The organism is Kitasatospora sp. NPDC101447 (assembly GCF_044767225.1).
Lineage (GTDB): Bacteria > Actinomycetota > Actinomycetes > Streptomycetales > Streptomycetaceae > Kitasatospora.
Genome location: NZ_JBIWNL010000004.1, coordinates 129,451 through 153,900, shown reverse-complemented (window position 1 = coordinate 153,900; position 24,450 = coordinate 129,451). Strand labels below are relative to the sequence as shown.

Sequence of the window (24,450 nt, the reverse complement as noted above, 5' to 3'; positions counted from 1 at the left end):
CCCCCGGCCGCGGCCCCGGCCGCGCTCCCGGCAGTGCCTCAGCCGCAGGCGGCGGCCGGGTCCGGCCCCGGACCGGCGTGCCGGGCACCGGGGATGTGCGGCAGACGGGCCGCCGAGACCACGCCCTCCAGGTAGCCGCGGGCCCGCTCGGTGCGGGGGTAGGCCTCCAGCAGGGCCCAGAACGCCGGACCGTGGTCCGGCACCAGCAGGTGCGCCAGCTCGTGCAGCAGCACGTAGTCCAGGACGTACTCCGGCATGCCCTGGAGGCGGTGGGAGAGGCGGATGGTGCCCTCGCTCGGGGTGCAGGAGCCCCAGCGCGAGTTCTGATTGGTGACCCAGCGGACCTGGGTGGGATGGGCGCGGTCGCCCAGGTAGGCGGCCGACAGGTCGCGGGCCCGGGTCATCAGGGCCTCGTCCCCGGGGATCCGCCGGGACTCCTGGGCGGCGAGCTTCTCCAGCATCTGCGCGACCCAGCGCTGCTCCTCGGCGTGCGACATCCGGGCCGGGATCAGCACGACGGTGCGGTCACCCTCGCGGTAGGCGGAGACCGTACGGCTGCGGCGGGCGCTGCGCCGCACCTCGACCCGGCTGCGGTCGTGCGCCTCCGGGGAGAGCGCCCCGACGGGCGGGTGCTGCGACGACGGCCTCGACTGCTGCTCCGGGTGCATCTGGTCCGGGCGCCCGCGCGTGTTCGGCGCCGCGACCTGTGACCCGGACGCTGCACGGGCACGCCGACGCGACGCCGGTGGATGGGAGTCCCGCTCGGCTGCCATGGCACACGACGTTACCCGGTACCACGGACAGAAGTCCGCTGCCATGGCCGGAATCTTTCATGGAGTGATCGGGAACGAAAAGTCGACGGCGGGTGTCCGGAAACCGACGCCGGGGAGGATGCGCAGTTATCCACAAGGCGTGCGAACCGATGTTCCGATCATGGGTACGGACCTGTGGACAACCCTCGGCACGCCGTCGGCGCAATGGGGCATGCTGCGGTCGCCAGTCCGGAAACGATCGGAAGGGAGATCGCCGTGCGCCTCGCGCTGAAGCCCGCCCTGTCCCGCAGCTGGCGGGACTCCGAGACCCTGCAGTTCGGCACCGTCACCCGCCACGCGGGGGTGCTCGGCAACGCCGACCCGACCCTGTGCGCCTTCCTCGGGCTGCTCGACGGCACCCGCGACCGGCCCGAGCTCCTGGCGGCCGGCGAGCGGATCGGCCTCGGCCGCGAGCCGGCCGACACCCTGCTGACCGAGCTGGAGGAGACCGGGCTGCTGGACGACGCCGAGGCCGCCGACCGGGCCCTGACCCGTTTCCCCCAGCCGCACCGCGAGCTGCTCGGGCCCGACCTCGCCTCGCTCTCCCTGGTCCACTCCGGCCCGGGCGCCGCTCCGGCGGTCCTGACCCGACGGGCCGGCGCCCGGATCGAGGTGCGCGGCGCGGGCCGGGTCGGCGCCGCAGTGGCGGCGGTGCTCGCCGCCGGCGGAACGGGCACGGTCACCGTCACGGACGGCGGCCGGGTCGAGCCGGGCGACTGCTCCCCGGCCGGGCTGCCGCCCGCGGACGTCGGGCGGCTGCGCGCGACGGCGGCCCGGGAGGCGGTGCTGCGCGCCGCGGGCCGTCCGGCTGCTCCGGCGCCGCGCCGCAGGCCGGGGGACGGGCCGCCGGACTTCGTGGTCCTCGCACCCCGGGACGGCAGCGCCGCCTTCGCGGGCGGGACGTACGAGGCCCGGCTGCTGCTCCGGGCCGGGGTGCCGCACCTGTACGTGGGCGTGGTCGAGGAGTTCGGCGTCGTCGGACCGCTGGTGGTCCCCGGGAGGTCGGCGTGCGGGCACTGCCTGGTGCTGCGGAGGGAGGACGAGGACGCGGCCTGGCCGCGGGTCCTGGCCCAGCTGGCCCACGAGGGCCCGGGGCGGGCCCGCACCCCGGCCTGCGACACGGCCCTGGCGACGGCGGTCGCCGGACTGGCGGCGCTGCACGCGCAGGTGTACCTGGACGGCGGTCGGCCACCGAGCGTGGACGGGTGGTGCGAGGTGTCGGCGGGCGACGGGATGGCCCGGCGACTGCGGCTGCGGGGGCATCCGGACTGCGGGTGCCTGTGGCAGCCGCTGCCGCCGGGGTGAACGCCGACCCCGCCGACACCGCCGACACCGGGGAACGCCGGGGAACGCCGGGGAGCATCACGGAACACCGGGGAACGCCGGAGGCCGGCACCCCGCAGGGTGCCGGCCTTCCCGGTCCGCTCGCCGCCCGGCGTCAGGCGGCGCTCACGACCTCCTCCGCGCTCTCCGCGGCCCCCGCCGCCTTCCGGTCCCGCATCACCAGCGTGGCCACCAGCGCCGCCGCCAGCACACCGATCGCGCTCACGGTGAAGGTGGTCGTCATCGCCCCGGTGAACGCCTCCCGGGCGGTCCGGACGAGCCCGGAGTCCCCGCCGGCGATCGCCAGCGCCCCGGCGATGGAGTGCTTCGCCTGCTCCGGCGTCCCGGCCGGCATCCGGTCCGCGAAGCCGCTCGACAGCAGCGAGCCCAGGATCGCGATGCCGAGCGCGGTGCCCGCCTGCTGGATGGTGTCGTTCAGCGCCGAGCCGACGCCCGCCTGCTCCGGCGGGATCGTCCCCATCAGCGCGCCCACCGCGGCCGGCATCGCCAGGCCCGCACCGAGGCCGAGCAGACCGAGCGCGACGGCCGGGACGGCGAAGCCGGTGTCGGCCGAGACGGTGGTCAGCAGCGCGAACGAGGAGGCCATCACGAGCATCCCGCCGAGGATCAGCAGCCGGTTGCCGATCTTCGCCGCAGCCTTGGCGCCGACCCCGTTGCCGAGCAGCGCCGCGACGGCCAGCGGCAGGAACGCGAGGCCCGCCTTGACCGGCGAGTACCCGAGCACGAACTGCAGGTACTGGGTGAGCACCAGCAGCAGCCCGCCGTTGCCGATCTGGACCAGGGTCAGCGAGAGCGAACCGCCGCTGAAGTCGCGGGCCCTGAAGAGCACCAGCGGCACCATCGGCGCGGCGGTGACGTTCTCCCAGACCACGAACCCGACGAGCGAGACCACCGCGACGGCCAGGGTGACCAGCTCGCGGCCGGCGAACGCGCCGTACTGCGGGATCTCGATGATCCACCAGACCAGGGCGGTCATGCCGACGGCCGACAGCACCGCGCCGAGCGGGTCGGGCTTCTGCCACGGCCCCTTGGACTCCGGCATCAGCAGCAGGCCGGCCAGGACCGCGAGCGCCACCACCGGGACGTTGATGAAGAAGATCGAGTGCCACGAGAAGTGGTCGATCAGCACGCCGCCGAGCACCGGGCTGCCGACCAGCCCCAGCATGGCCACCGAGCTCCAGGCGGCCATCGCCTTGTTGCGCTCCTCCGCGTCGAAGACGGTGATGAGGATCGACAGCGTCGACGGCATGATCAGTGCTCCGCCGACGCCCATCGCGACCCGGGCCGCGATGACCTCGCCGGGGTTGGTGCAGACGGTCGCCGCGAGCGATGCGGCCCCGAAGAGCAGCAATCCGATGATCATGACCTTCCGGCGCCCGAAGCGGTCCCCGAGGCTGCCGGCGGTCAGCAGCAGGCCGGCGAAGACCAGGACGTAGGAGTCGAGGATCCACTGGGTGTCCTGGGCGCTCGCACCCAGGTCCGCGGTCATCGAGGGCACCGCGACGGTCAGCGCCATGCTGTCGACCACCAGCACCAGCGAGCTCAGGCAGAGCACGATCAGGATCCACCAGCGGTGCGGATTGCGGCCCCCGGTGGAGCGCCCCGCGGTGTCGACCGCCCCGGTCACGTCGTCGGCTGACATCGGTCATCCCTCCCCATCTGCGCACACCGTTCCCCCGGTGCGCACTGCGTTCCGTCGATGCGAACACTGTACGCACGGCGGAACAGTGTGCGCAACCCTTGACTCCTGTACGCTCCATGCGAACGGTGTACGCAGCGCGTAGGAGGAGGAGCCGCATGGCCGCCCGAACGAACCCGATCCCGTCCGTCTGGGCCCGTCGGCAGCCCGAGCCCGACCAGCCCGCCCTCAGCCGGGCCGCGATCGTCCGCGAGGCGATCGCGATGCTGGACGCCGACGGCATCGACGCCCTGAGCATGCGCAAGCTCGCCGCCCGCCTGAACGCGGGCGCCACCTCCCTCTACCGGCACGTGGCCACCAAGGACGAGCTGATGGAGCTCGCCGTGGACGAGGTCTTCGGCGAGATGGCCCTGCCGGCCGCCGGGAGCCCCGACTGGCGGGCCGCCGCCGCCGAGGCCGCCGAGGGCTTCCGGGCGACGGCCCTGCGCCACCCCTGGCTCTCCTCCGTCCTGGGCCAGGCGGGCCTCGCCTACCTCGGGCCCAACCTGCTCGCCTTCTCCGAGCGGCTGGGCGCCCTCTTCACCGCCGCCGGCTTCCCCGAGCCGGCCCGGGCGATCGAGACGCTCCTCGCCTTCGTGATCGGCATGAGCACCACCGAGGCCGCCTGGCTCACCACCGTGGCGCGCTCCGGCGAGACCGAGGCCGAGTTCATCGCCCGGCTGATGCCCGCCGCCCTGGAGGCCACCGCCGACTACGCCCACCTCTCCGGCGCCTACACGGCCGCCGCCGCGATCCCCGACCCGGTCGAGATCCGCAACAGCAAGTTCTGCTACGGCCTGGAGGTCGTCCTGGACGGTCTCGCCCTGCGCCTGCCCCGCTGACCCGGCCGACCGGGACCAAGCCGCCCAACTCCCCCGCAAAGGGGCGGAACTCCCCGCCCCGCCCCGCGGAATTCCGACGGGCCCGGCGCGGGGAGCGGGCACAATGGCGTAGTGATGGTCGGCCGTCCGGTGTCGGGGGGCCAGGGGATTGGAGGCCCGGGTGAGCGATCTTCCGCGCAAGGCAGTGACCCGCACGGCACGGCTCGCCGCCCTGCCGCTGGGGATAGCCGGACGCGCCACGCTCGGCCTGGGCAGGCGCATCGGCGGCCGCTCCGCCGAGGTGGTCACCGCCGAGCTCCAACAGGCCACGGCCGACCAGCTGTTCAAGGTCCTCGGCGAGCTCAAGGGCGGGGCGATGAAGTTCGGGCAGGTGCTGTCCGTCTTCGAGGCCGCGCTGCCCGAGGAGGTCGCCGGTCCGTACCGGGCCGCGCTCACCAAGCTGCAGGACGCCGCTCCCCCCATGCCCGCCGCCAAGGTGCACACCGCGCTCGCCCAGCGGCTCGGGGACGACTGGCGCGAGCTCTTCCGGGAGTTCGACGACCGGCCCGCGGCCGCGGCCTCGATCGGCCAGGTGCACCGGGCGGTCTGGCACGACGGACGCCGGGTCGCGGTCAAGGTGCAGTACCCCGGCGCGGGCGACGCGCTGCTCGCGGACCTGTCGCAGCTGAGCCGGGTGGCCTGGCTGCTGGGCCCGCTGATCCCCGGGCTGGACATCAAGCCGCTGATCGCCGAGCTGCGCGAGCGCGTCTCGGAGGAGCTGGACTACGAGCTGGAGTCGCAGGCCCAGCGCCTGCACGCCGAGGAGTTCGCGGGCGACCCGGACATCGTGGTGCCCGGCGTGGTGGCGCAGGCCGACCAGGTGCTGGTCACCGAGTGGATGGACGGCACACCGCTGGCCGAGGTGATCGCGCGCGGCACCCAGGAGGAGCGCGACCGCGCCGGGCAGCTGCTGGCCCGGTTCCTGTTCGCCGGGCCGTCCAGGACCGGCCTGCTGCACGCGGATCCGCACCCGGGCAACTTCCGGCTGCTGAAGGACGACGGCCCGGTGTCCGGCTGGCGGCTGGGCGTGCTGGACTTCGGCACGGTGGACCGGCTGCCCGGCGGGCTCCCCGCGCCGATCGGGGCCTCGCTGCGGATGGCGCTGGACGGGAACGCGGCGGGCGTGCTGAAGATGCTGCGCGAGGAGGGCTTCGTGAAGCCCTCGATCCAGCTCGACCCGGACGCGGTGCTGGACTACCTGCTCCCGATCATCGAGCCGGCCGCGGTGGAGAACTTCCACTTCACCCGCGCCTGGATGCGCGCGCAGGCGGCGCGGATCGCCGATCCGCGCTCGCCCGCCTACAACCTGGGCAAGCAGCTCAACCTGCCGCCCGCCTACCTGCTGATCCACCGGGTGACGCTGAGCACCATCGGCGTGCTCTGCCAGCTGGGCGCCAAGGCACCGTTCCGCGCGGAGATGCTGGAGTGGCTCCCCGAGTTCGGTGACCGGCCGCGGCCGCCGCAGCAGTCGAAGGCCCGCAAGGGCACCGCGCCGGTCCGCGTCACGAAGGACTGACGCCGCCGGGGCCGGCGGAGGGCGTCCGCCCCGACCGCCGCCCCCACGGCCGCAGGCCGCTCCCCACCTGGGGGAGCGGCCTGCGGCACGACGGGGGTCAAGCGGAGGGCCGGAGCGGCCCACGGGTCCTACATCAGCGCCACGGCGAGCGCCTTGCGGGCCCGCAGCGAGGCCCGCTCGGCCCGCTGCCTGAGCTTGCGGGCCCGGACGACCCGGCTGACGAGCCGTTGGTTCTCGGCCTCGTGGAGCCTGTCTTGCATATGGGCCCGGGCCAGGGATTCGTGGAGGAGTTGCATTTCGAGGATCCTGTTCTGGGTCTGACGTTCGGTGGCCTGCTCGGCGCGGGCGGTCGGATCGACGGCGGCGGGGGTCATGTCGTGGTCCTGCTCGTGGTGCGTGCTCGGGAACGGGCTACGGGCTGCGGCGTCGGCCTTGGCGGCGGCGATCCGCACGGAACGGCGGAGGGCGCTGTCCAGCGGGGGCTGCTCTCCCCGGCGGACGACCCTGGCCTGGTCGGCGGGGTTCACGCCATGACCTCGGTCTTGCGCGGGCGGCCACGCGGCCGCTTGCGGGCCACGACGACACCCTGGACGAACAGCTCGCCGCCCCAGACGCCCCACGGCTCGCGCCGCTCCAGGGCGCCGGCCAGGCAGGCGTCCTTCACCGGGCAGGTGCCGCAGAGGGACTTCGCGTACTCGACGTCGGCGGGCGTCTCGGCGAAGAAGACCTCGGGGTCGAAGGCGCGGCACGGGATGGGGAGACCGAGCGCCTCGGCCTGCTCGATGGAGCTGATCTGCATGGAAGGAACCTCCGGGGGGTCGGCCTGGTCGGCCTTGGTGATCTGGCTTGTCGGCGGTACGGACGGGGTGGGCGGCGTGATGACCGTGGACACTGTGGGCGTCTTCCTCGTCTTCTCAGTGGTTCCGGCCCAGTGGACTGGTGGTGCTGGGCCGGAGGCCCCGGAGGGCCTGGGTTGGTCTTGCGTACCGGACAAAACAGAAGGGCCGCGGATCCCGGTGTGACGGGTTCCGCGGCCCTGGAGGTGCCGACCTGAGGCTGACTCAGGTTCGTTCTCTCCAGGGTTCAGGGCCGCGGAAGGCCCGCATCCGGGCGGCCTTGGCGCCGTTGAAGGCGGCCATGGCCTGGTTAATCAGCTGCTCGTTCTGCTTCTGGGGGTTTCCGGCACCGATGACCTGCGCATAGCCGCCATGCGTGGCGGCGGCTACAGCTGCCTTCGGTGCCTGGGTCGGTCGCTCATCGCGCAGGGAGCGCGACGTGCCGAACGACGCCCAGCCACGGGACAGACCGGTCTCGACAACGGTGCCTTCGATGCTCCTGCTGCCCGTGAAGCACAGATCAGTGTGTCCGAGACCACTGACAACGGGGGCGACGGAGACACCGGTGGTGTCGAGACCCAGACCGGTTCCACCGAGCTCGGCGAGCGCCCGCAGACGGGCGGCACGCAGGGAGGCAGCGACAACGGTCTGGCCAGTCATTTTGGTGATCATGATGTTTCCCACTGTCTTCGCCTCCTCTCGGCGTCTCGCGGAGCCAGGTTCCCCCGGCTCCGAATGTTCGGATGTCTGTCTCGGTACAGCTCTGGGTGCAAGGGAATCGGCACAGGTGTGACCCCGTGCGATCGCGTCCCCTTGACCGCCCCGGCAGGCTATTGCGCTCCCGGTACACCGCGCAAACTATTTTTCGCGGCGAGTTCCACGGCGCGCTCCGCAGCCGGATTCGAAGTCCCCGAGCAGTCCCCTGGACCGCGCCCGTGCCGGCTCACGCCGGATCGACCGAACCGTCGTCCTCGACGCCGTCCGGATCCTCCTCGGGCTCCTCCCCCGCACACAACGAGAGCACGGCAGCCCCGTACTTGTCCAGCTTCATGGCACCGACCCCCGAGATCGAGGCCAGTTCGCCGCGGCTGGCGGGCACGTCCTCGGCGATCGCCATCAGCGTCGCGTCGGTGAACACGACGTACGCCGGGGCGCCCTGCTTCCTGGCCTGCCCGGCGCGCCACTCGCGCAGCCGCTCGTAGAGCCCCTCGTCCATCGTGGACGGGCAGCTCTCGCAGCGGCGCAGCTTGCGCTCGACGGCCTCGGTGAGCACCTTGTCGCAGACCCGGCACTTGACCGGTCCGCGGACCCGCCGGGCGGCGGAGCGCTCGCCGGGCTCGACGCCCCCGCGACCGCCGCGCGCGCCGGTCCGCGCGCCGGGTGCGGAGGAGCCGGGGCGCAGCCCGTCGAGGAAGCGGCTCGGCTTGCGGCTCGCGCGCCCGCCCGGGGAGCGGGAGAGGGCCCAGGAGAGGGTGAGGTGCTTGCGGGCGCGGGTGACGCCGACGTAGAGCAGGCGGCGCTCCTCCTCGACCTGCTCGTCGGTCTTGGCATAGATGATCGGCAGCGTGCCCTCGGTGAGGCCGACGAGGAAGACGGCGTCCCACTCCAGGCCCTTGGCGGCGTGCAGGGAGGCGAGGGTGACGCCCTCGACGGCGGGCGCGTGCTGGGCGGCGGCGCGGGCGTCGAGCTCGGCGACGTAGGCGGCGAGGTCGGTGCCCTGGCCCGCGGCGGTACGGGTGCGCTCGAACTCCTCGGCGAGCCGGACGAGGGCGGCGAGCGACTCCCAGCGGTCGCGGACGGCCCCGGAACCGGCCGGGGGCTCGGGGGTGAAGCCGCGGGTGGCGAGGACGGCACGGACCTGGCCGGCGAGGTCGGGGGCGCCGTCGGTGAGCGGGTCGGAGGCGGCCCGGGCGGCGCCGCGCAGCAGGACGCCGGCGTCGCGGACCTCGGGGCGCTCGAAGAACCGTTCGGCGCCCTTGAGCTGGTAGGGGACGCCGAGGTCGGCGAGGGCCTGCTCGTAGACCTCGGACTGGCCGTTGGTGCGGAAGAGGACGGCGATCTCGCTGGCGCGCACGCCGGCCGCGAGGAGGTCCTTGATCCGGCGCGCGGTGGTCTCGGCCTCGGTGGGTTCGTCCTCGTACTCGGTGTAGACGGGTTCGGGGCCGGCCTCGCGCTGGGAGACGAGTTCGAGGCGGTGCCGGGCGGCCTCGCCGCGGGCCTGGGCGAGCAGTCCGTTGGCGAGGTGGACCACCTGGGGGGTGGAGCGGTAGTCCCGGACGAGCTTGACGACGGTGGCCTCGGGGTGGAGGCCGCGGAAGTTCAGCAGGTAGTCGGGGGTGGCGCCGGTGAAGGAGTAGATGGTCTGGCTGGCGTCGCCGACGACGCAGAGGCTGGCGCCGCCGCCAGGGCCGGTCCACTGGTCGAGCAGGCGCTGCTGGAGCGGGGAGACGTCCTGGTACTCGTCGACGGTGAAGTGCCGGTACTGGGAGCGGACCTGGTCGGCGATGTCCGGGCGGTCCTCCAGGATGGCGGCGGTGAGCAGCAGGACGTCCTCGAAGTCGATGTTGCCGCGGCGGCTCTTGGTCTCCTCGTAGACGCGGTAGACCTGGGCGGTCTCGGCCGGGTCGCGGGGGGCCTCGCGGCCGGACTTGGCGACGGCGGCGGGGTAGTCGTCGGGGCCGGTCTGGGTGACCTTGGCCCACTCGATCTCGGCGGTGAGGTCGCGCAGTTCGGTGCGCTGGACGCGCAGGCCGCAGCGGCCGGCGGCCTCGGCGACGAGCTGCACCTTGCGCTCCAGCAGCTGGGGCACGGGGCCGCCGACGGCGCGCGGCCAGAAGTACTGGAGCTGGCGCAGGGCGGCGGCGTGGAAGGTGCGGGCCTGGACGCCGTCGGCCCCGAGCTGGCGCAGCCGCCCGCGCATCTCCCCGGCCGCGCGGGCGGTGAAGGTGACGGCGAGGACCTGCTGCGGGTGGTAGACGCCGCTGCGCACGCCGTAGGCGATGCGGTGGGTGATGGCGCGGGTCTTGCCCGTGCCGGCGCCGGCCAGGACGCAGACGGGACCGTGCAGGGCGGTGGCGACGGCGCGCTGCTCCGGGTCGAGCCCGGCGAGCACCGCGTCGGGGCCCGTGGCGGCGCCGGGGTCGGCCCAGGGGGAGCCGTGGGAGGCGTCGTACGGGCTGCCGCTCAAGAGGTCTTCCTGCATGCGTTCCATCTTCTCAGCCCGGTGGGACAACGGGGGCGGGGTTGTCCACAGGCCGGGTGTGATCGCAGGATGATCGCTCCGCAGTGCGGTCGATGGCGGGCCGGAATGCCCGCCGCCCGGCGGACGTTCCCTCCGGAGACCGTACGCACCTCTCTTTCGAAGGAGCCCCCTCGATGTCCGGCACCGTGACGATGTACAGCACGACCTGGTGTGGTTACTGCAACCGACTCAAGAGCCAGCTGGACCGTGAAGGCATCGGCTACACCGAGATCAACATCGAGGAGGACCCGGCGTCGGCGTCCTTCGTCGAGTCCGTGAACAACGGCAACCAGACGGTGCCGACGGTGCTGGTGAAGCCGGTGGGCGGCGGCGAGCAGGTCGTCATGACCAACCCGAGCCTGCTGCAGGTCAAGAAGGCCCTGGCGGCCTGATCCGGCCCGGTCGCCCGGTCGGCGCGCGTCACGTCGCGTCGGCCCGGGCGGGGTCGACGGGCGCGGCGGGCGCGGGCAGGGTGGTGCGCGCGCCGAGGTCGCCGATGCCGTAGACGAGCCGGCTGCGGTCGGCGGAGTAGCGGGTCTCGATGACCCGCACCGGCCCGCGCCGGTCGTAGGTGACGCGGGTCTGCACCATGAGCGGCACGCCCGGGCCGCCCTGGAACCACTGGGCCTCCTCGGGGCCGGGCATCCGGGCGACGAGGTGGTCGACGGCGCCGATCTCGGTGCGCCCGAGGGCGGCGAGCACGGCCTCGTCCCCGCCCTCGACCGGGTCGGGTTCCATCAGCGGGGTGCCGGCGGCGAGGCCGGCCCGGTAGTGGCTCTCCTCGATGGAGTACGGCTCGCGGTCGAGCAGCCGCAGCTGGCGGCGGACCACGATGGCCTCGCCGGGGCGCAGCCCCAGCCGTTCGGCGATGTCGACCCGGGCCCGGACGATCATCATCTCGAAGTCGGTGCCGAGTTCGCGTCCGGCCTCGGCGGCCTCGCCGAGGTAGACGGCGGAGGGCGCGGCCAGGCAGTCGCGCGGCGCGGGGGCCAGGGTCGGTCCGTAGGCGCGGTGGTCCAGGACGGGGTGTTCGCGCAGGTAGGTGCCCTTGCCCTGGAGCCGGACCAGACGGCCCTCGTTGACCAGGACGTCGACGGCGAGGCGGACGGTGTTGCGGGCGACGCCGTACTGGCGCTCCAGTTCGCTCTCGACCGGCAGGGCGGCGTCGGCGGTGAACTCGCCCTCGGCGATCCGACGGCGGAGGTCGGCGGCGAGGCGCTGGTATTTGGGCGATTGGGCGGTGCCCCGGGGGATTGTCACCCGAGTGAATGTAGCGAGCGCGGTGACACGGTTTCAGCCGTTTCCGGCAATGTCGTCCGTGCGGGTCGGCGTCGGGGCCGTCGAGCCGCGTTCCGGTAGCAGAACTGGCCCGTCCGGATACGAACAGCAGGTGGTGAGGAATTCGAGAAGGGATTGGAAAGGAAAAAGGGGGCGCATGGCAATGGCCGCACGCCCCCTTTCTGCGGGGGCCTCCGCCCGGCGGAAGCCCCCGTTGCGGAATTACCAGCGCGCCGCCGAGGGCAGCGGCTCGCCGTACCAGAGCTCCACCAGGTGCCGCGCGATCGAGATGCCGGACGGCGGCAGGATCTCGCCCGCCTCCATCCCGGCCCGCAGCTCCTCGCGGGAGAACCAGCGCGCCTCGGCCAGCTCCTCGCCGTCCACGGTGATCTCGGTGCCGCCCGGCAGCGCCTTGCCCGCGAAGCCGAGCATCAGGCTGGACGGGAACGGCCAGGGCTGGCTGGCGACGTAGCGCACCTCGCCGACCCGTACGCCCGCCTCCTCGTGCACCTCGCGGGCCACCGCCTGCTCGATGGACTCGCCCGGCTCGACGAAACCGGCCAGCGTCGACCAGCGGCCCTCCGGCCACAGCGCCTGCCGGCCGAGCAGGCAGCGGTCCTGCTCGTCGGTGATCACCATGATCACCGCCGGGTCGGTGCGCGGGTAGTGCTCGGCCGCGCAGGAGGTGCAGCGCCGCACGTGCCCGGCGCCGGCCTTCTCGGTCGGGTGGCCGCAGCGCGAGCAGAAGCTGTGCAGCCGGTGCCAGTGCTCCAGCGCGACGGCGTGCACCAGCAGCCCGGCGTCGCGGTCGGACAGCATCGCGCCGACCTCGCGCAGCCCGGCCGGACGGGCGTCGCCGTCCAGGCGCCCGGGCAGGCTCTCACCGGCCAGCGCGAAGTACGACACGCCGTCCTGGTCGGTCCCGAGGAAGTACCGGTCACCGGTCTGCGGCGCCTCGAAGGAGGGCAGCAGGACCAGTTCGGTCCCCTTCGCGGTGTCGACCACGAACGCCTCGCCGCCGGCGATCGGCAGCACCCGGGTGTTCGGGTGGCTCCAGGCCGCGGCCAGCCAGGGCTCGTCGAACCGGTGCTCGGCCGCCCGGTCCACCCCGGCCCGGGCCAGTGCCAGGTGCATCGGGCGCTCGGTCTCAGGCACGGTGCTCACGTCGTTCCATCCCCACGTGGTGAATCATCCGGATGAGTGATCTGACTGCCTCGGTGTGCGGCCGCCCGGTCACGAGCCGGGCCGGAAGTTCTCGGCCAGGTCGCCCCACAGGTACGCGGCGGTCTCCACGCCCTTGGCCAGCAGGTCGAGCTCGACCTTCTCGTTGACGGAGTGCCAGCCGTCCGAGGGCACCGAGATGCCGAGGAACAGCACCGGGGCGCCGAGCACGTCCTGCAGGTCCGCGGCCGGGCCGGAGCCGCCCTCGCGGGTGAAGAGGATCTTCTGCCCGAACGCCCGCCCCATCGCCCGGACGGTGGACTGCAGCGCCGGGTGGTCCAGCGGGGTCAGGCAGGGCCGCGTCGCGCCCGGGAAGACCAGCTCGTACCGCACGCCCGCGGGCACCTGCTCGGCCACCCACGCCCGCACCGCCTCGCGGACCTTCTCCACCTCCTGCCCGGCGACCAGCCGGAAGGACAGCTTGAGGTGCGCCGACGCCGGGACGATGGTCTTGCCGCCGGGGCCGGTGTAGCCGCCCCAGATGCCGTTGACCTCGGCGGTCGGGCGGGCCCAGATCCGCTCCAGGGTGGAGTAGCCGGCCTCGCCGCGGGTGCCGTGCGACTTGGCGACCTCCAGCCACCCCTCCTCGTCGAAGGGCAGCTCGGCGAACAGCTCGCGCTCGCGCTCCGTCAGCTCGATCACGCCGTCGTAGAAGCCCGGGATCGCCACCCGGCGGTCGGCGTCGTGCAGGGCGGCGGCCAGCTCGGCCGCGACCTGGGCCGGGTTGGGGACGGCGCCGCCGAAGGAGCCGGAGTGGATGTCGGTGTCCGGCCCGTACAGGTCGACCTGGGCGTCGGCGAGGCCGCGCATGCCGGTGCAGACGGTCGGCGTGGACGCGGACCACATGCCGGTGTCGGAGATGACGACCACGTCGGCGGCCAGCCGGTCGGCCTCGCGGCGGACCAGGTCGGCGAAGTTCGGCGAGCCGGACTCCTCCTCGCCCTCGATCAGCAGCTTGAGGTTGACGGCCGGCGCCGAGCGGCCGGTCGCGTCCAGGTGGGCGCGCACGCCCAGGGTGTGGAAGAACACCTGGCCCTTGTCGTCGGCGGCGCCGCGCGCGTACAGCCGGCCGCCGACCACGGTCGGGGTGAACGGCTCGGTGTCCCAGCCGTCCTCCTTGGCCGCGGGCTGCACGTCGTGGTGCCCGTAGACCAGGACGGTCGGCGCGGACGGGTCCCCGGAGGGCCACTCGGCGAACACCGCCGGCAGACCGTCGGTCTCCCACACCTCGGCGACCGGGAAGCCGGTGTCACGCAGCTTGGCGGCCAGCCACTCGGCCGAGCGCCGCACGTCCTCGGCGCGGTCCGGCTCGGCGGAGACCGACGGGATGGCCAGCCACTCGGAGAGGTCGGCGAGGAAGGAGGCCTGGTGCCGGTCGATGTAGGAGCGGACGGCGCTGTCCGGGGTTCTCGTCATACCGACGACTGTAGTTCGCCCGTGCGGGTGTCCGCCCCGGCCGTCCGGGTGCCGGCCGCTCCCGGGGCTGTAACCTCCGTCACCCCCGAACGTCCGTCACCCCCGCCGCGGCACGGGCGCGCGACGGAGGTGGCGGTGGCGGGGCCGCGGGGTCTCAGCCCGAGCGGCGCAGCATCGTGATCCGCGAGCGGGTGAGCACCGCCGCGAGGGCGGCCGCGAGCAGCGGCAGGACCACGACGGTGGCGGCGATGGTGGGCCACGGGAAGACCACGATCGCCTTGTTGGCGATCTCCTCGGGGCTCATGCCGGGGTAGGTGCTCGCCGCGCCCTCGACCTTGCGCAGTGCCACGCCGGGCACGATGCCGCAGACCACGCCGAGCAGCGCGCCCATCGCCGCGATCACGCCGCACTGGAAGCCGGACAGCGAGCGCCGGATCCGGGGCTCGGCGCCGACCGCCGCGAGGGTGGTCAGGTCGCGCTGGGAGTCGGCGGCGGCCAGCCCGGTGGCGATCCCGGCCGCACCGAGGGCGACCAGCGCGGCGAAGGCGGTCAGACCGAGGCTGACCAGGCCGGCCTCGGACTGGTAGCCGCGCTCGATGCTCAGGACGTCGTGGTCGCTGATCTTGGCGAGCGCGCCGTCGGCCCGCTGCTGGGAGCCGTCGGAGGGCATCGCGTCGGGCAGCCAGACCGAGCCGGCCGGCGAGGTGACGAAGCCGAGCCTGGCCGCGGTGGCCGGGCTGACCACCGCCTGCCCGGGGGCGGACACCGCGGAGTTCGCGAGGACGGCGTCGACGGCGATCTCGGTGTACGCGGGCTTGTGGTCGGCATTGCCGCTCGCCGTGTAGTCGACCGGCTCGCTGTACTGCACGGCGACCTTGCCGTCCTTGATGTAGCGGGGGTCGAAGACCACGGCCTTGCCCGCGGCGAGGGCCTGGCCGGCGGCCTCGTCGGTGACGCCGTAGAGGTTGCGCAGCAGGGTCGCGTCACCCGCGTTCAACGCGCCGAACGGGTTGCCGCGGCGGGTGTTGACCTGGCAGCGCTTGTCGCCCGCCAGGATCCGGTCGAGCTCGCCGGCGCTCAGCTCCGTTTCCGGCGCGAAGGCGGGGCAGCGGTCCTCCTTGGGCATCTCCACGCTGATGTAGCCGCACGGGCCGCTGTCGGTGCAGGCGGTCTTGTAGCTGACGCGCTGGACGTCGGCGCGCGGGCCGAGGCCGGGGATGCTGCGCTCGACGGCCTCGCGCATCTGCGGCAGCAGCTTGCCGTCCTCACCGGCCAGCCAGCCGTTGCCGAGCAGGACGGACCCGGAGGGGCCGTGGGCGACGTACTCGCGCCGGTACTGCTCGTCGGAGCTCGTGGTGTAGACGCCGACCGCGATGGAGCCGGCCACCGCGGCCATGACGGCGGCGACGGCGGGTGCGGTGCGGCCGCGGTGGCGCACCGAGTCGCGCAGGGCGAGCCGGGGGCCGAGCGACAGCCAGCGGCCGAGCCGCCCGAACAGGCTGACCAGGGCCGGCGTGAGGGCGACCATGCCGAGTTCGGCGACGGCCGAACCGCCGAGGACGGCGAGGCTCCGGCTGCCGACGCCGCTGGTGGCCCCGAGCAGGGCGAGGGCGGCGCCGCCGGCGAGCATCAGCAGGCCGAGCGCGGCGAGCTTGCGGTTCGGCGGCTTGAGCGAGTCGCGGCCGGTCAACGCGGACACGACGTCCTGGCGGGAGGCCTGGACGGCGGGGACGATGGCGGCGAGCAGCCCGGTGACCAGGCCGACCAGGAGGACGCCGAGCAGGTCGACCGGCTGGATCGCGAAGTGGCCGAAGCGCTGGCCGGCGTACTCCTCGGCCTGGGTGCGCAGCAGGGCGACCAGGCCGACGCCGAGGACGAGGCCGACCGCGGCGCCGGTGACGCCGAGGACGATGCCGCCGCCGAGGACGACGGCGCGGACGTTGGCACGGTCACCGCCGGCGGCGGCGAGCAGGCCGAGCTGCCGCCTGGAGCGCCGGGCCCCGACGGCGAAGGCGGGGCCCGCGAGGAGGACGATCTCCAGCAGGGCCATGCCGACGACGGTGGCGAGGATGACGACGGAGGTCCGGTCGAAGTACCGGGTGCCGTCGCCGCCCTTCGCGTCCTGCTCGACGTAGTACGGGACGTCGGCGCGGGCCGGCGGGTCGAGCAGGACGGCGCGGGAGGTGACGCTGAAGCCGTACTGGTTGAGTTCGGTGACCTTGGGCCAGTCGAGGACGGTGCCGGCCGGGAGCTTGACCAGCCAGCGGGTCGGCTCGTCGGTGCCGTCGGTCTTGCCGCGACCGGTGCCGGCGTTCTTGGCCAGCCGGTCGATCAGCGCTCCGGGGCGGGCGAAGAGCTCCGTGGCGCTCAGTTCGCCGGGGTACTCGTAGACCCCGGTGATGGTGAAGGGGCTCGACTCCAGTCCGCGGACGGCGGTGCGGTCGCCGAGCTTGAGGCCGGCGCGCTTGAGGAACTCCGGGGTGACGGCGGCCTCGTGCTCGTCCGCGGGGGCGCGGCCCTTGACCAGGTTCGTCCGGCCCTGCCAGACCGGGTCGCTCAGGTCGGCCTCGTTGACGCGGGTGCTGAGCAGCCCCTCGGCGCTGCTCGCCGCGGTGTACGGGCCCTGGCGCTCCGGCACGAGGGTGGCGCCGGCCGGGAGCAACTGCGCTGCCAGTGCGGCCGGTTCGGTGTCCAGGGCGCGCTGCTGGGCGGGGGTGTAGGTGAGCGCGGCACCGTTCTTCACGGTGTCCTTGGGGTTCTGGACGCTGAACCCCTGCTCCGGGTCGGGCGCCTGCTTCACGGAGGAGCCGCGCTCGACCATCTCCAGCTCGCCGCCGGCCTGGCCCATGACCCGTACGGCGTGTTCGGCGGGCGTGAGTTCGGCGCTGCGGAAGAACACGTCGGCGCCGCTGACGCCGAGGACGGGCAGCGCCACCATCGCGATGACGAGGGCGCTGCGTCCCCTGGCGCGCAGGGCGTCGCGGCGGGCGATGCGCAGGGCGACCCGCCAGGCGCTGAGCTTCACTCGTCCACCTTCAGGCTGTTGGTGGCGGCGCTGACGAGCAGGCTGGCGGCGTCCTGGCTGGCGGACTCGTCGACCATGCGGCCGTCGCGCAGGAAGACCACGCGGTCGGCCCAGGCGGCGTGCCGGGCCTCGTGGGTGACCATCATGGCGGCGGCGCCGGCGTCGCAGCGGGCGCGCAGCACGGCGAGGACGGCCTCGCCGGTGGTGGAGTCGAGGGCGCCGGTGGGTTCGTCGGCGAGGACCAGGCGGCGGTCGCCGATCAGGGCGCGGGCGATGGCGACGCGCTGCTGCTGGCCGCCGGACATGTCGTCGGGGAAGCGGTCGGCGAGCTCGGGGATGCCCAGCTCCTCCAGGGCGACCAGAGCCTCGCGGCGGGCGGCGCGGGCGGACAGGCCGTCGAGTTCGCGCGGCAGCGAGATGTTCTCGGCGGCGGTGAGCGCCGGGATCAGGTTGTAGTCCTGGAAGACGTAGCCGACGGAGCGGCGGCGGACCTGGGCGAGCTTCTTGCGGTTGAGGTCGCCGAGGACGACGCCCTCGACCAGGACCCGGCCGGTGCTCGGGGTGTCGAGGCCGCCGGCCAGGGTGAGCAGGGTCGACTTGCCGGAGCCGGAGGGGCCCATGACGGCGACGAACTCGCCGGGGTGGACCTTGAGGTCGACGCCCCGCAGGGCCTGGACCTCGGCCGCGCCGTGGCCGTGGACGCGGGTGACGTTCTCCAGGTGCAACACCGGCGTCTGCCGGGACTCTTGGGTGTGGGACACGATTCCCCCCTTGTGCTGGGTGTGGGCCCGGGCCCGGGGCCGGGGCCCGGGCCGGTGGTTCGGGTGCGGAGGCCTCAGGTGCGCAGGCGGCGGCCGCGTTCGGCGGGTGCGGCGCCGCCGTCGCGGGCGGCCTCGGCGTTGCGGGTCTGCAGGAGTTCGGCCTGCTGGGCGAGACGGGTCTCGCAGTGGTCGAGCCAGCGGATCTCGGCCTCGGTCTGGAAGATCAGCTGGTCGAGGACGAGCAGCCAGGCGAGGTCGTTGCTCGCGGAGGGCACCACACCGGGGCGCGACTCGCCGGCCAGGGCGCGGCCCTTGAGCCGGGTGTAGTCCTGGAGCGCCTTGATGCTGTGCCGACGCTGGCCCTGGACGACGGAGGAGACGTCCACCCCCGGGACGGTGACGGCCATGGCGAGCTTGATCGCCAGCTCGTCGCGCGGCGGGTTGGTCCGGGGCACCGGGGTGTCGAACCAGGCCCGCAGCTCGGCGCGGCCGGCGTCGGTGGCGGCGTAGAACTGGTGGCCCTCGCCGTCCTCCCCCGCGGCCTCGACCAGGCCGTCGCGTTCCAGCCGGGACAGCGTGGTGTAGACCTGCCCGACGTTGAGCGGCCAGGTGGCGCCGGTGCGCGCCTCGAACTCGGTGCGCAGCTGGTAGCCGTAGCGCGGGCCCTGGTCGAGCAGGGCGAGCAGACCGTGACGGATGGACATACCGAGTATGTATACCCGGTATGCCCCACCGCCTCAAGCGGCACCCCCCTCCCCCGGCGAGCGGGTACCGTCGTGCGGTGTGAGCCAGTTGCGCATCGCCACCTTCAACCTGTTGCACGGTCAGCCGCTCGCCCGGGACGGCGCGCCGCAGCCCTACCCGGCCGACGCCGGGCAGCCCTTGGCCGAGGCGGTGGCCGCGCTGGACGCCGACGTGCTGGCGCTGCAGGAGGTGGACCGGCACCAGACGCGCTCCGGCGGCACCGACCAGGCGGCCGTCGCGGCCGCGGCCATGGGCGCGAAGGACTGGCGCTTCGCCGCCGCGCTGCACGGCCGGCCCGCGCCGGTGGCCGGCTGGGTGCCCGACCCGTCCGCGCCGAACGGCCTGCGCGTGTACGGGCCGGCCGAGGTGGACGAGGCCGCCCCGCCCTCCTACGGGACGGCACTGCTGACCCGGCTGCCGGTGCGGCACTGGCGGGCCAGGCGCTTCGCCCCGGCGCCGTTCGGACTGCCGCTGCGGGTGGCCGGGCGGCGCGGGCTGACCCCCGTACCGGACGAGCCCCGGGCCGCGCTGGCGGCGGTGCTGGAGGGCGAACGCGGGCCGTTCACCGTGGTGGCGGCGCACCTGTCCTTCGTACCGGGCTGGAACATGGCGCAGCTGGCGGGCATCCGGCGGTGGATCGCCGACCTGCCGCAGCCGTACCTGGTGCTGGGCGACTTCAACCTGGTGGGCGCGGTGCCGCGCACGGTGCTCGGCGGGGCGGCGGCGCTGGACCGCACCGCACCCAGGGCCCGGGTCCGGGAACTGCGGGCGGCCCGGCGCACCCGACCCCTGCTGACCGAGCCGCGCCGGCGGCGGGTGCGCGAGCCGCGGGCCCGGCTGCAGGGCTGGTACGACCTGGCGCGCACGCCGACGTACCCCTCGCACCGGCCGGCGGTGCAGTTCGACCACGTGCTGGCGATCGGCGTGCCGCGCACGGCGGTGGGCCCGGCCGCGGCCCCGCGCGCCGCGGTGTCGGACCACCGGCCGCTGCTGGTCGAGGTCTCGCTCTAGGCTCCGACCCTCAGGCCGGGGCCTGGCCTCCGACGGCCGGCTGGTGGCGCGCCAGGACCCCGGCCTGCTGCGGCACGTGGACGCCCGCCGTCGGCGACGGGTCGTACTGCAGGAGCAGCATGGCCGCGTCGTCGCCGAGCTGGCGTCCGACGTGCCGCACCACGTCCTCGTGCAGGCGCTGCAGGACGTCGGCGGGGCGGCCGTCGGCGCAGCGCGGGAACCGCTCGGCGAGCGGGTAGAAGGCGCCCGCGCGGTCGCGGGCCTCGATCACCCCGTCGGTGAACAGCAGCACGCGGTCCTCGCCCAGCAACGGCACCCGGTGGACCGGCGGGCGCACGTCGGCCGGGTCCAGGACACCCAGCGGCGGTACGGTCTCGGCGAGTTCGAGCGGGCGCACCTCGCCCGCGCGCAGCAGCAGCGGCGCGGGGTGGCCGCAGTTGACGATCTCCGCCGCGCCGTCCGGGCCGACGCCGATCAGCACCAGGGTGACGAACTCCTCCTCCACGCCCGGGTGGTCGTTCTCGTGCAGGGCGCGGTCGAGGCTGACGGCCAGCCAGCCGGCCACCCGGTCCAGCGCGGGCTCCTGGTGGGCGGCCTCGCGGAAGGCGCCGAGCACGGCGGCGGCCGTCTCGACCGCGCCGAGGCCCTTGCCCCGGACGTCGCCCACCACGGCCCGGACCCCGTGCCGGGTGTTGACCACCTCGTAGAGGTCGCCCCCGATGCGGGCGTGCGCGGCGGCGGCCTCGTAGTGGACGGCGGCCCGGACGGTGCCGACCCGCTCGGGGACGGGCCGCAGCAGGACCCGGCGGGCGATCGAGGCGACCAGTTGGGCGTCGGCCAGCGCCCGTTCCTGGCGCAGCCGCAGGGTCGCGCTGACCCAGCCGATGGTCGCGACGAGCAGGACGGCGATCACGCTGGCGGCGTGCACGGACGAGCCGAGCGTGTCGCTGCGGAAGGCCATCAGGAAGGCCGCCGCCTCGGTGCACAGCCCGATGACGAGCGGGTACCAGGTGCGCCGGCTGACCACGGCGGCCAGCGCGGGCACGGCGGTGAGGGCCGGTTCGACCGTCACCCCGGTGCCACTGAGGTAGTCGAGGACGACGATCAGCCCCATCCCGATGAACGGCAGTGCCAGCGCCGTCCTCGGCCAGGTGCCGGTCGCGCCCGGGGCGGGTCCCGGGGTCGGCCCGGTGAACCGCTCTCTGATCCATCCGGTCGCGCTCAACGTCGGTTTCTCCAGCAGAAGGCGCCGATGCCCAAGGGCACCTGCGGTGATGACTGAGGGTTAGGGAAAACGGGCCTCGCTGGCGGCCGGAGCACGGGGGTTGACCGGTTACCGACCCCACAATAGGCGCGAAACGTGCACGACGCACAGGTTTCGGGCACTGGCGTGATGACTTGGATGCTCTGCGTGACTCATTATTCACTGTTCCCGATCAGGAGCCGTTCCAACTCTTTTCGGTCGGGAAGTCCTGCCGGACGGACGATCCGCCCGCTGCGGACGTACAGGAACGAAGCCGTGACCAGCTCGGGATCGACGCCCGCCTGCTCGGCCCAGGCCAGTCGGTAGACCGCGAGCTGCAGCGGGTCCGCGGTCTCCTCGCGGTGGGTCTTCCAGTCCACCACTTCGTAGCGTGACGCACCACCTGATCCTGACAACACGTCACCGTCCCGGTAGACCGCGTCGATCCGGCCGCGCACCACCCGCCCCGCCAGCACCAGTTGGAACGGCGCCTCGACCCGGTGGGGCTTGCGCTGCGCGTACGGGGTGCGCAGGAACGCCTCCTTGAGCCGCTCCAGGTCCTGCTCGTCCTCGATGCCGTCGTCGTCGGCGCCGGGCAGCGCGCCCGGCTCGACCAGCAGCAGCGGCTCGATCCGGGACTGCACCCAGGCGTGGAAGCGGGTGCCGCGCCGGGCGGCGGGCTGCGGGGGCCGCGGCATCGGGCGGGCCAGGTCGCGGGCGAAACCGTCCGGATCCGCAGCCAGGCGCAGCAACTGGGTGGCGGACAGCGCGGCGGGCAGCGGCACCTCGCGCGCGGTCCGCCGGGAGCGCTCCAACTCGCCCAGCAGCGCGGTCAGATCGCGGTCCCAGGAGGCCACCTGGCGCTGGTCCTCGGGGGCCATCGGCTCGGGCTCGGGAGCCGGGGCGCCGGCCAGGCGGGCGTGCACCACCTCGGCGACCCGGCGCCGGGCGTGCTGCGCCGCCGGATCCAGCGGCAGCGGCCAGGGGCGCTGGACGGGGGCGGCCAGCGCCGGGTTCTCGGCGCCCTTCTCCGGCTGCTCGGCCCAGTGCTCGACCTCGCCCGCACCGGGCTGCTCGCAGTGCTCGCGCAGCCCCTCCAGGAAGGCGGACGGGCCCCGGACGGTCTTCTGGCTCGGCCCCCACCAGTGCCCGGAGGCCAGCAGCAGCGAGCGCGGCCGGGTGAAGGCGACGTACCCCAGGCGCAGTTCCTCGGTGGCGGTGTGCTCGGCCAGCTCCTTCTTGAAGGCGGTCATCGCCTTGCCGGTCCACCCGCCGCGCACGTCGGGCAGGGTGGCCGCGTCGCCGCGCAGGGCGTGCGGGAGCACGCGCTTGGCGCTGGTCCAGCGCTCGCGCGGGGTCGAGGAGGGGAACGCGCCCCGCACCAGGCCGGGGACGGCGACCACGTCCCACTCCAGGCCCTTGGACTTGTGCGCGGTGAGCACCTTCACGGTGTCCTCGCCGCCGGGCAGGCTGCTGTCCAGGCCGCGCTCGTACTCCTGGGCGGCCCGCAGGAAACCGAGGAAGGCGGCGAGGCCCGGGTCCCCGTCGAGGTCGGCGAAGGAGGCGGCGACGTCCAGGAAGGCGTGCAGGGTCTCCCGCCGGCGGGCGGCCAGGGCCTGCGGCGAGGCGGCGAGCTCGACCTCCAGGCCGGTGACCGCCAGCACCCGGTGCAGCACGTCCATCAGCGGGTCGGCGAGCGAGCGGCGCAGCTCGCGCAGCTCCTGGGCGAGGCGGGCGAAGCGCACCCGCGCCTCGGCGGAGAACGGCAGCTCGTCCGGCTGCTCGGCGTCCAGGAAGCTCTCGACCGCGTCGGCCAGCGACACCACCTCGGTCGGGTCGGCCTCGGCGACGGCGGCGGCCAGCGCCTCGACGCCCTCGGGCCGGTCGGTGCGGACCAGCTCGGCGGCCCGCCGGCCGAGCAGCGCGAGGTCGCGCGGGCCGATCCGCCAGCGCGGGCCGACCAGCAGCCGCACCAGCGCGGCGTTCGCGGTCGGGTCCTGCAGCACCTCGCAGACCGCCACCAGGTCGGCCACCTCGGGCAGCTGCAGCAGCCCGCCGAGGCCGACCACCTCGACCGGCACCTCGCGGGCGACCAGCGCCGCGTGGATGTCCGGGAAGGCGGCGCCGCCGCGGCACAGCACGGCGATCCGGCCGGGCGCGGTGCCGGTGCGCACCAGGTGGGAGATCGAGTCGGCGAGCCAGTCGACCTCCTCGGCGTGGGTGGGCAGCAGTGCCGTCCGCACGAAGCCGTCCAGCTCGGCGCCGGGGGCCGGGCGCAGCGCCTCGACGCCCTCGTGCATCTCCCGCAGCGGCGCGGCGAGCGCGTTGGCGAAGGCGAGCAGGCGTCCGCCGCTGCGCCGGTTCTCACTGAGCGCGTAGCGGTCGGCGGGGCGGCCGTCGGCCTTGGGGAAGTGCCGCGGGAACTCGTCGAGGTTGGCGACGGAGGCGCCGCGCCAGCCGTAGATCGCCTGGCAGGGGTCGCCGACGGCGGTCACCGGGTGGCCGCTGCCCGCGCCGTCCGGGCCGGCGCCGAAGAGCCCGGCGAGCATCAGGCGCTGGGCGACCGAGGTGTCCTGGTACTCGTCCAGCAGCACGACCCGGAACTGGCCGCGCAGCAGCTCGCCCACCTCGGGGCGCTGCTGGGCGAGGCGGGCGGCGGCGGCTATCTGGTCGCCGAAGTCCATGAGCCCGGCGGAGCGCTTGCGGCGCCGGTACTCCTCGACCAGGCGCAGCAGCTCCAGGCGGGCCCGGGCGGTGGCCGGCACCGCCCGCAGGTCGTCGTTGGTGAGCTTGACGGTGGCGAGGGTGTCCAGCAGCCCCTCGTCGAAGTCGCGCAGGGCCTGCGGCTCGACCAGGTGCTCGGCGAGTTCGCCGTCCAGCGCGGTGAGGTCGGCGACCAGGTTGGCGAAGGTGCCGGTGAGCGCGGGGAACGGGCCGCGGGCGGTGCGCAGCACCTTGGCGGCGAGCTGGAAGCGGGTGGCGTCGGCGAGCAGCCGCACGTCCGGCTCGATGCCGATCCGCAGGCCGTGCTCCTTGAGCAGGCGGCCCGCGAAGGCGTGGTAGGTGGAGATCTCCGGGTCGCCGAGCGGGTCGGCGGCGTCCCGGTCGGCCACCCCGGCGCGGAGCAGGGCGGCGCGGACGCGTTCGGCGAGCTCGCCGGCGGCCTTGTTGGTGAAGGTGAGGCCGAGCACCTCCTCGGGCCGTACGGCGCCGGAGCCGACCAGCCAGACGACCCGGGCGGCCATCACGGTGGTCTTGCCGGAGCCGGCGCCGGCCACGATCACGGCCGGAGCCAGGGGGGCGCCGATGGCCGCCATCTGCTCCCGGTTGAAGGGGATCCCCAGCAGCTCCTTGAGCTGGTCGGGATGGCTGAGCACGGCGGTCACCCAGCAACGTTAACGGGCCGGACCGACACTGCGGACCTCCGGCCGCAGTGACCCCGA

Annotated in this window: 19 protein-coding genes; 5 read left to right on the top strand and 14 right to left on the bottom strand. The window is 74.4% G+C overall.

From position 1 onward, the window contains the following. Positions 1–38 precede the first annotated feature (38 nt). Positions 39–668, bottom strand: a complete 630-nt coding sequence (locus ACIRST_RS07730) for a M48 family metallopeptidase (RefSeq protein ID WP_402800719.1) — start codon at positions 666–668, stop codon at positions 39–41. A gap of 360 nt (positions 669–1,028) precedes the next feature. On the opposite strand from ACIRST_RS07730, the gene ACIRST_RS07725 reads away from it, so the two are divergent. Further along, the gene (locus tag ACIRST_RS07725; RefSeq protein WP_350522096.1) at positions 1,029–2,117 is read left to right on the top strand and encodes a TOMM precursor leader peptide-binding protein; all 1,089 of its coding nucleotides are present in this window, start codon (positions 1,029–1,031) and stop codon (positions 2,115–2,117) included. A gap of 133 nt (positions 2,118–2,250) precedes the next feature. On the opposite strand, the gene ACIRST_RS07720 is transcribed toward ACIRST_RS07725, so the two are convergent. Then, the gene (locus ACIRST_RS07720) at positions 2,251–3,798 is read right to left on the bottom strand and encodes an MFS transporter (RefSeq protein WP_350522097.1); all 1,548 of its coding nucleotides are present in this window, start codon (positions 3,796–3,798) and stop codon (positions 2,251–2,253) included. A gap of 155 nt (positions 3,799–3,953) precedes the next feature. Between ACIRST_RS07720 and ACIRST_RS07715 the strand changes: the two genes are divergently transcribed. Together ACIRST_RS07715 and ACIRST_RS07710 are read left to right on the top strand one after the other, a co-directional pair. Beyond that, positions 3,954–4,676: a TetR/AcrR family transcriptional regulator C-terminal domain-containing protein gene (locus tag ACIRST_RS07715; RefSeq protein ID WP_396544494.1), complete on the top strand. Its 723-nt coding sequence runs from the start codon at positions 3,954–3,956 to the stop codon at positions 4,674–4,676. Positions 4,677–4,836: 160 nt separating this feature from the next. Continuing rightward, complete coding sequence (locus ACIRST_RS07710) at positions 4,837–6,231, top strand: AarF/ABC1/UbiB kinase family protein (RefSeq protein WP_350522099.1); 1,395 nt, start codon at positions 4,837–4,839, stop codon at positions 6,229–6,231. 128 nt (positions 6,232–6,359) lie between these two features. Here the strand turns inward: ACIRST_RS07710 and ACIRST_RS07705 are convergent, their stop codons facing one another. From ACIRST_RS07705 to ACIRST_RS07690, 4 genes are all read right to left on the bottom strand, one after another. Next, positions 6,360–6,758, bottom strand: coding sequence for a hypothetical protein (locus ACIRST_RS07705; protein ID WP_350522100.1), 399 nt, complete (start codon positions 6,756–6,758; stop codon positions 6,360–6,362). Next, positions 6,755–7,123, bottom strand: a complete 369-nt coding sequence (locus ACIRST_RS07700) for a WhiB family transcriptional regulator (RefSeq protein ID WP_402219043.1) — start codon at positions 7,121–7,123, stop codon at positions 6,755–6,757. Before ACIRST_RS07700 ends, ACIRST_RS07705 begins: the two co-directional genes overlap by 4 nt. A 169-nt stretch (positions 7,124–7,292) precedes the next feature. Continuing rightward, a complete protein-coding gene (locus ACIRST_RS07695; protein ID WP_350522101.1) occupies positions 7,293–7,751 on the bottom strand; it encodes a hypothetical protein in 459 nt (152 codons plus the stop codon). A 259-nt stretch (positions 7,752–8,010) separates the two neighbouring features. Continuing rightward, the gene (locus tag ACIRST_RS07690) at positions 8,011–10,278 is read right to left on the bottom strand and encodes an ATP-dependent DNA helicase UvrD2 (RefSeq protein ID WP_402800716.1); all 2,268 of its coding nucleotides are present in this window, start codon (positions 10,276–10,278) and stop codon (positions 8,011–8,013) included. A gap of 164 nt (positions 10,279–10,442) precedes the next feature. Between ACIRST_RS07690 and ACIRST_RS07685 the strand changes: the two genes are divergently transcribed. Next, positions 10,443–10,700, top strand: coding sequence for a mycoredoxin (locus tag ACIRST_RS07685; RefSeq protein ID WP_350522102.1), 258 nt, complete (start codon positions 10,443–10,445; stop codon positions 10,698–10,700). Positions 10,701–10,728: 28 nt separating this feature from the next. Here ACIRST_RS07685 and ACIRST_RS07680 read toward each other — a convergent pair whose 3' ends face one another. The 6 genes from ACIRST_RS07680 to ACIRST_RS07655 all read right to left on the bottom strand — a co-directional run bounded on the left by ACIRST_RS07680 (position 10,729) and on the right by ACIRST_RS07655 (position 18,713). Next, the gene (locus ACIRST_RS07680; protein ID WP_350522103.1) at positions 10,729–11,568 is read right to left on the bottom strand and encodes a GntR family transcriptional regulator; all 840 of its coding nucleotides are present in this window, start codon (positions 11,566–11,568) and stop codon (positions 10,729–10,731) included. A gap of 240 nt (positions 11,569–11,808) precedes the next feature. After that, positions 11,809–12,720 carry an NAD(+) diphosphatase gene (gene nudC / locus ACIRST_RS07675; RefSeq protein ID WP_350522248.1) on the bottom strand — a complete coding sequence of 304 codons (912 nt, stop codon included), beginning with the start codon at positions 12,718–12,720 and terminating at the stop codon, positions 11,809–11,811. 99 nt (positions 12,721–12,819) lie between these two features. Next, positions 12,820–14,223, bottom strand: a complete 1,404-nt coding sequence (locus ACIRST_RS07670; RefSeq protein ID WP_350522104.1) for a dipeptidase — start codon at positions 14,221–14,223, stop codon at positions 12,820–12,822. Between the two features lie 154 nt (positions 14,224–14,377). Continuing rightward, a complete protein-coding gene (locus tag ACIRST_RS07665) occupies positions 14,378–17,248 on the bottom strand; it encodes an FtsX-like permease family protein (RefSeq protein ID WP_402800714.1) in 2,871 nt (956 codons plus the stop codon). Further along, positions 17,245–18,012 (bottom strand): ABC transporter ATP-binding protein, encoded by a 768-nt coding sequence (locus ACIRST_RS07660; RefSeq protein ID WP_396544744.1) that lies wholly within the window; start codon positions 18,010–18,012, stop codon positions 17,245–17,247. Before ACIRST_RS07660 ends, ACIRST_RS07665 begins: the two co-directional genes overlap by 4 nt. Before the next feature lie 71 nt (positions 18,013–18,083). Further along, the gene (locus tag ACIRST_RS07655) at positions 18,084–18,713 is read right to left on the bottom strand and encodes a PadR family transcriptional regulator (protein WP_350522107.1); all 630 of its coding nucleotides are present in this window, start codon (positions 18,711–18,713) and stop codon (positions 18,084–18,086) included. Between the two features lie 79 nt (positions 18,714–18,792). Between ACIRST_RS07655 and ACIRST_RS07650 the strand changes: the two genes are divergently transcribed. Then, positions 18,793–19,764: an endonuclease/exonuclease/phosphatase family protein gene (locus ACIRST_RS07650; protein ID WP_402800713.1), complete on the top strand. Its 972-nt coding sequence runs from the start codon at positions 18,793–18,795 to the stop codon at positions 19,762–19,764. A 10-nt stretch (positions 19,765–19,774) separates the two neighbouring features. Here ACIRST_RS07650 and ACIRST_RS07645 read toward each other — a convergent pair whose 3' ends face one another. Continuing rightward, entirely contained in the window at positions 19,775–20,989 is a 1,215-nt protein-coding gene (locus ACIRST_RS07645) for a PP2C family protein-serine/threonine phosphatase (RefSeq protein ID WP_350522109.1), read from the bottom strand. Positions 20,990–21,183: 194 nt separating this feature from the next. After that, positions 21,184–24,393, bottom strand: coding sequence for a UvrD-helicase domain-containing protein (locus ACIRST_RS07640; protein ID WP_402800712.1), 3,210 nt, complete (start codon positions 24,391–24,393; stop codon positions 21,184–21,186). Positions 24,394–24,450 lie beyond the last annotated feature (57 nt).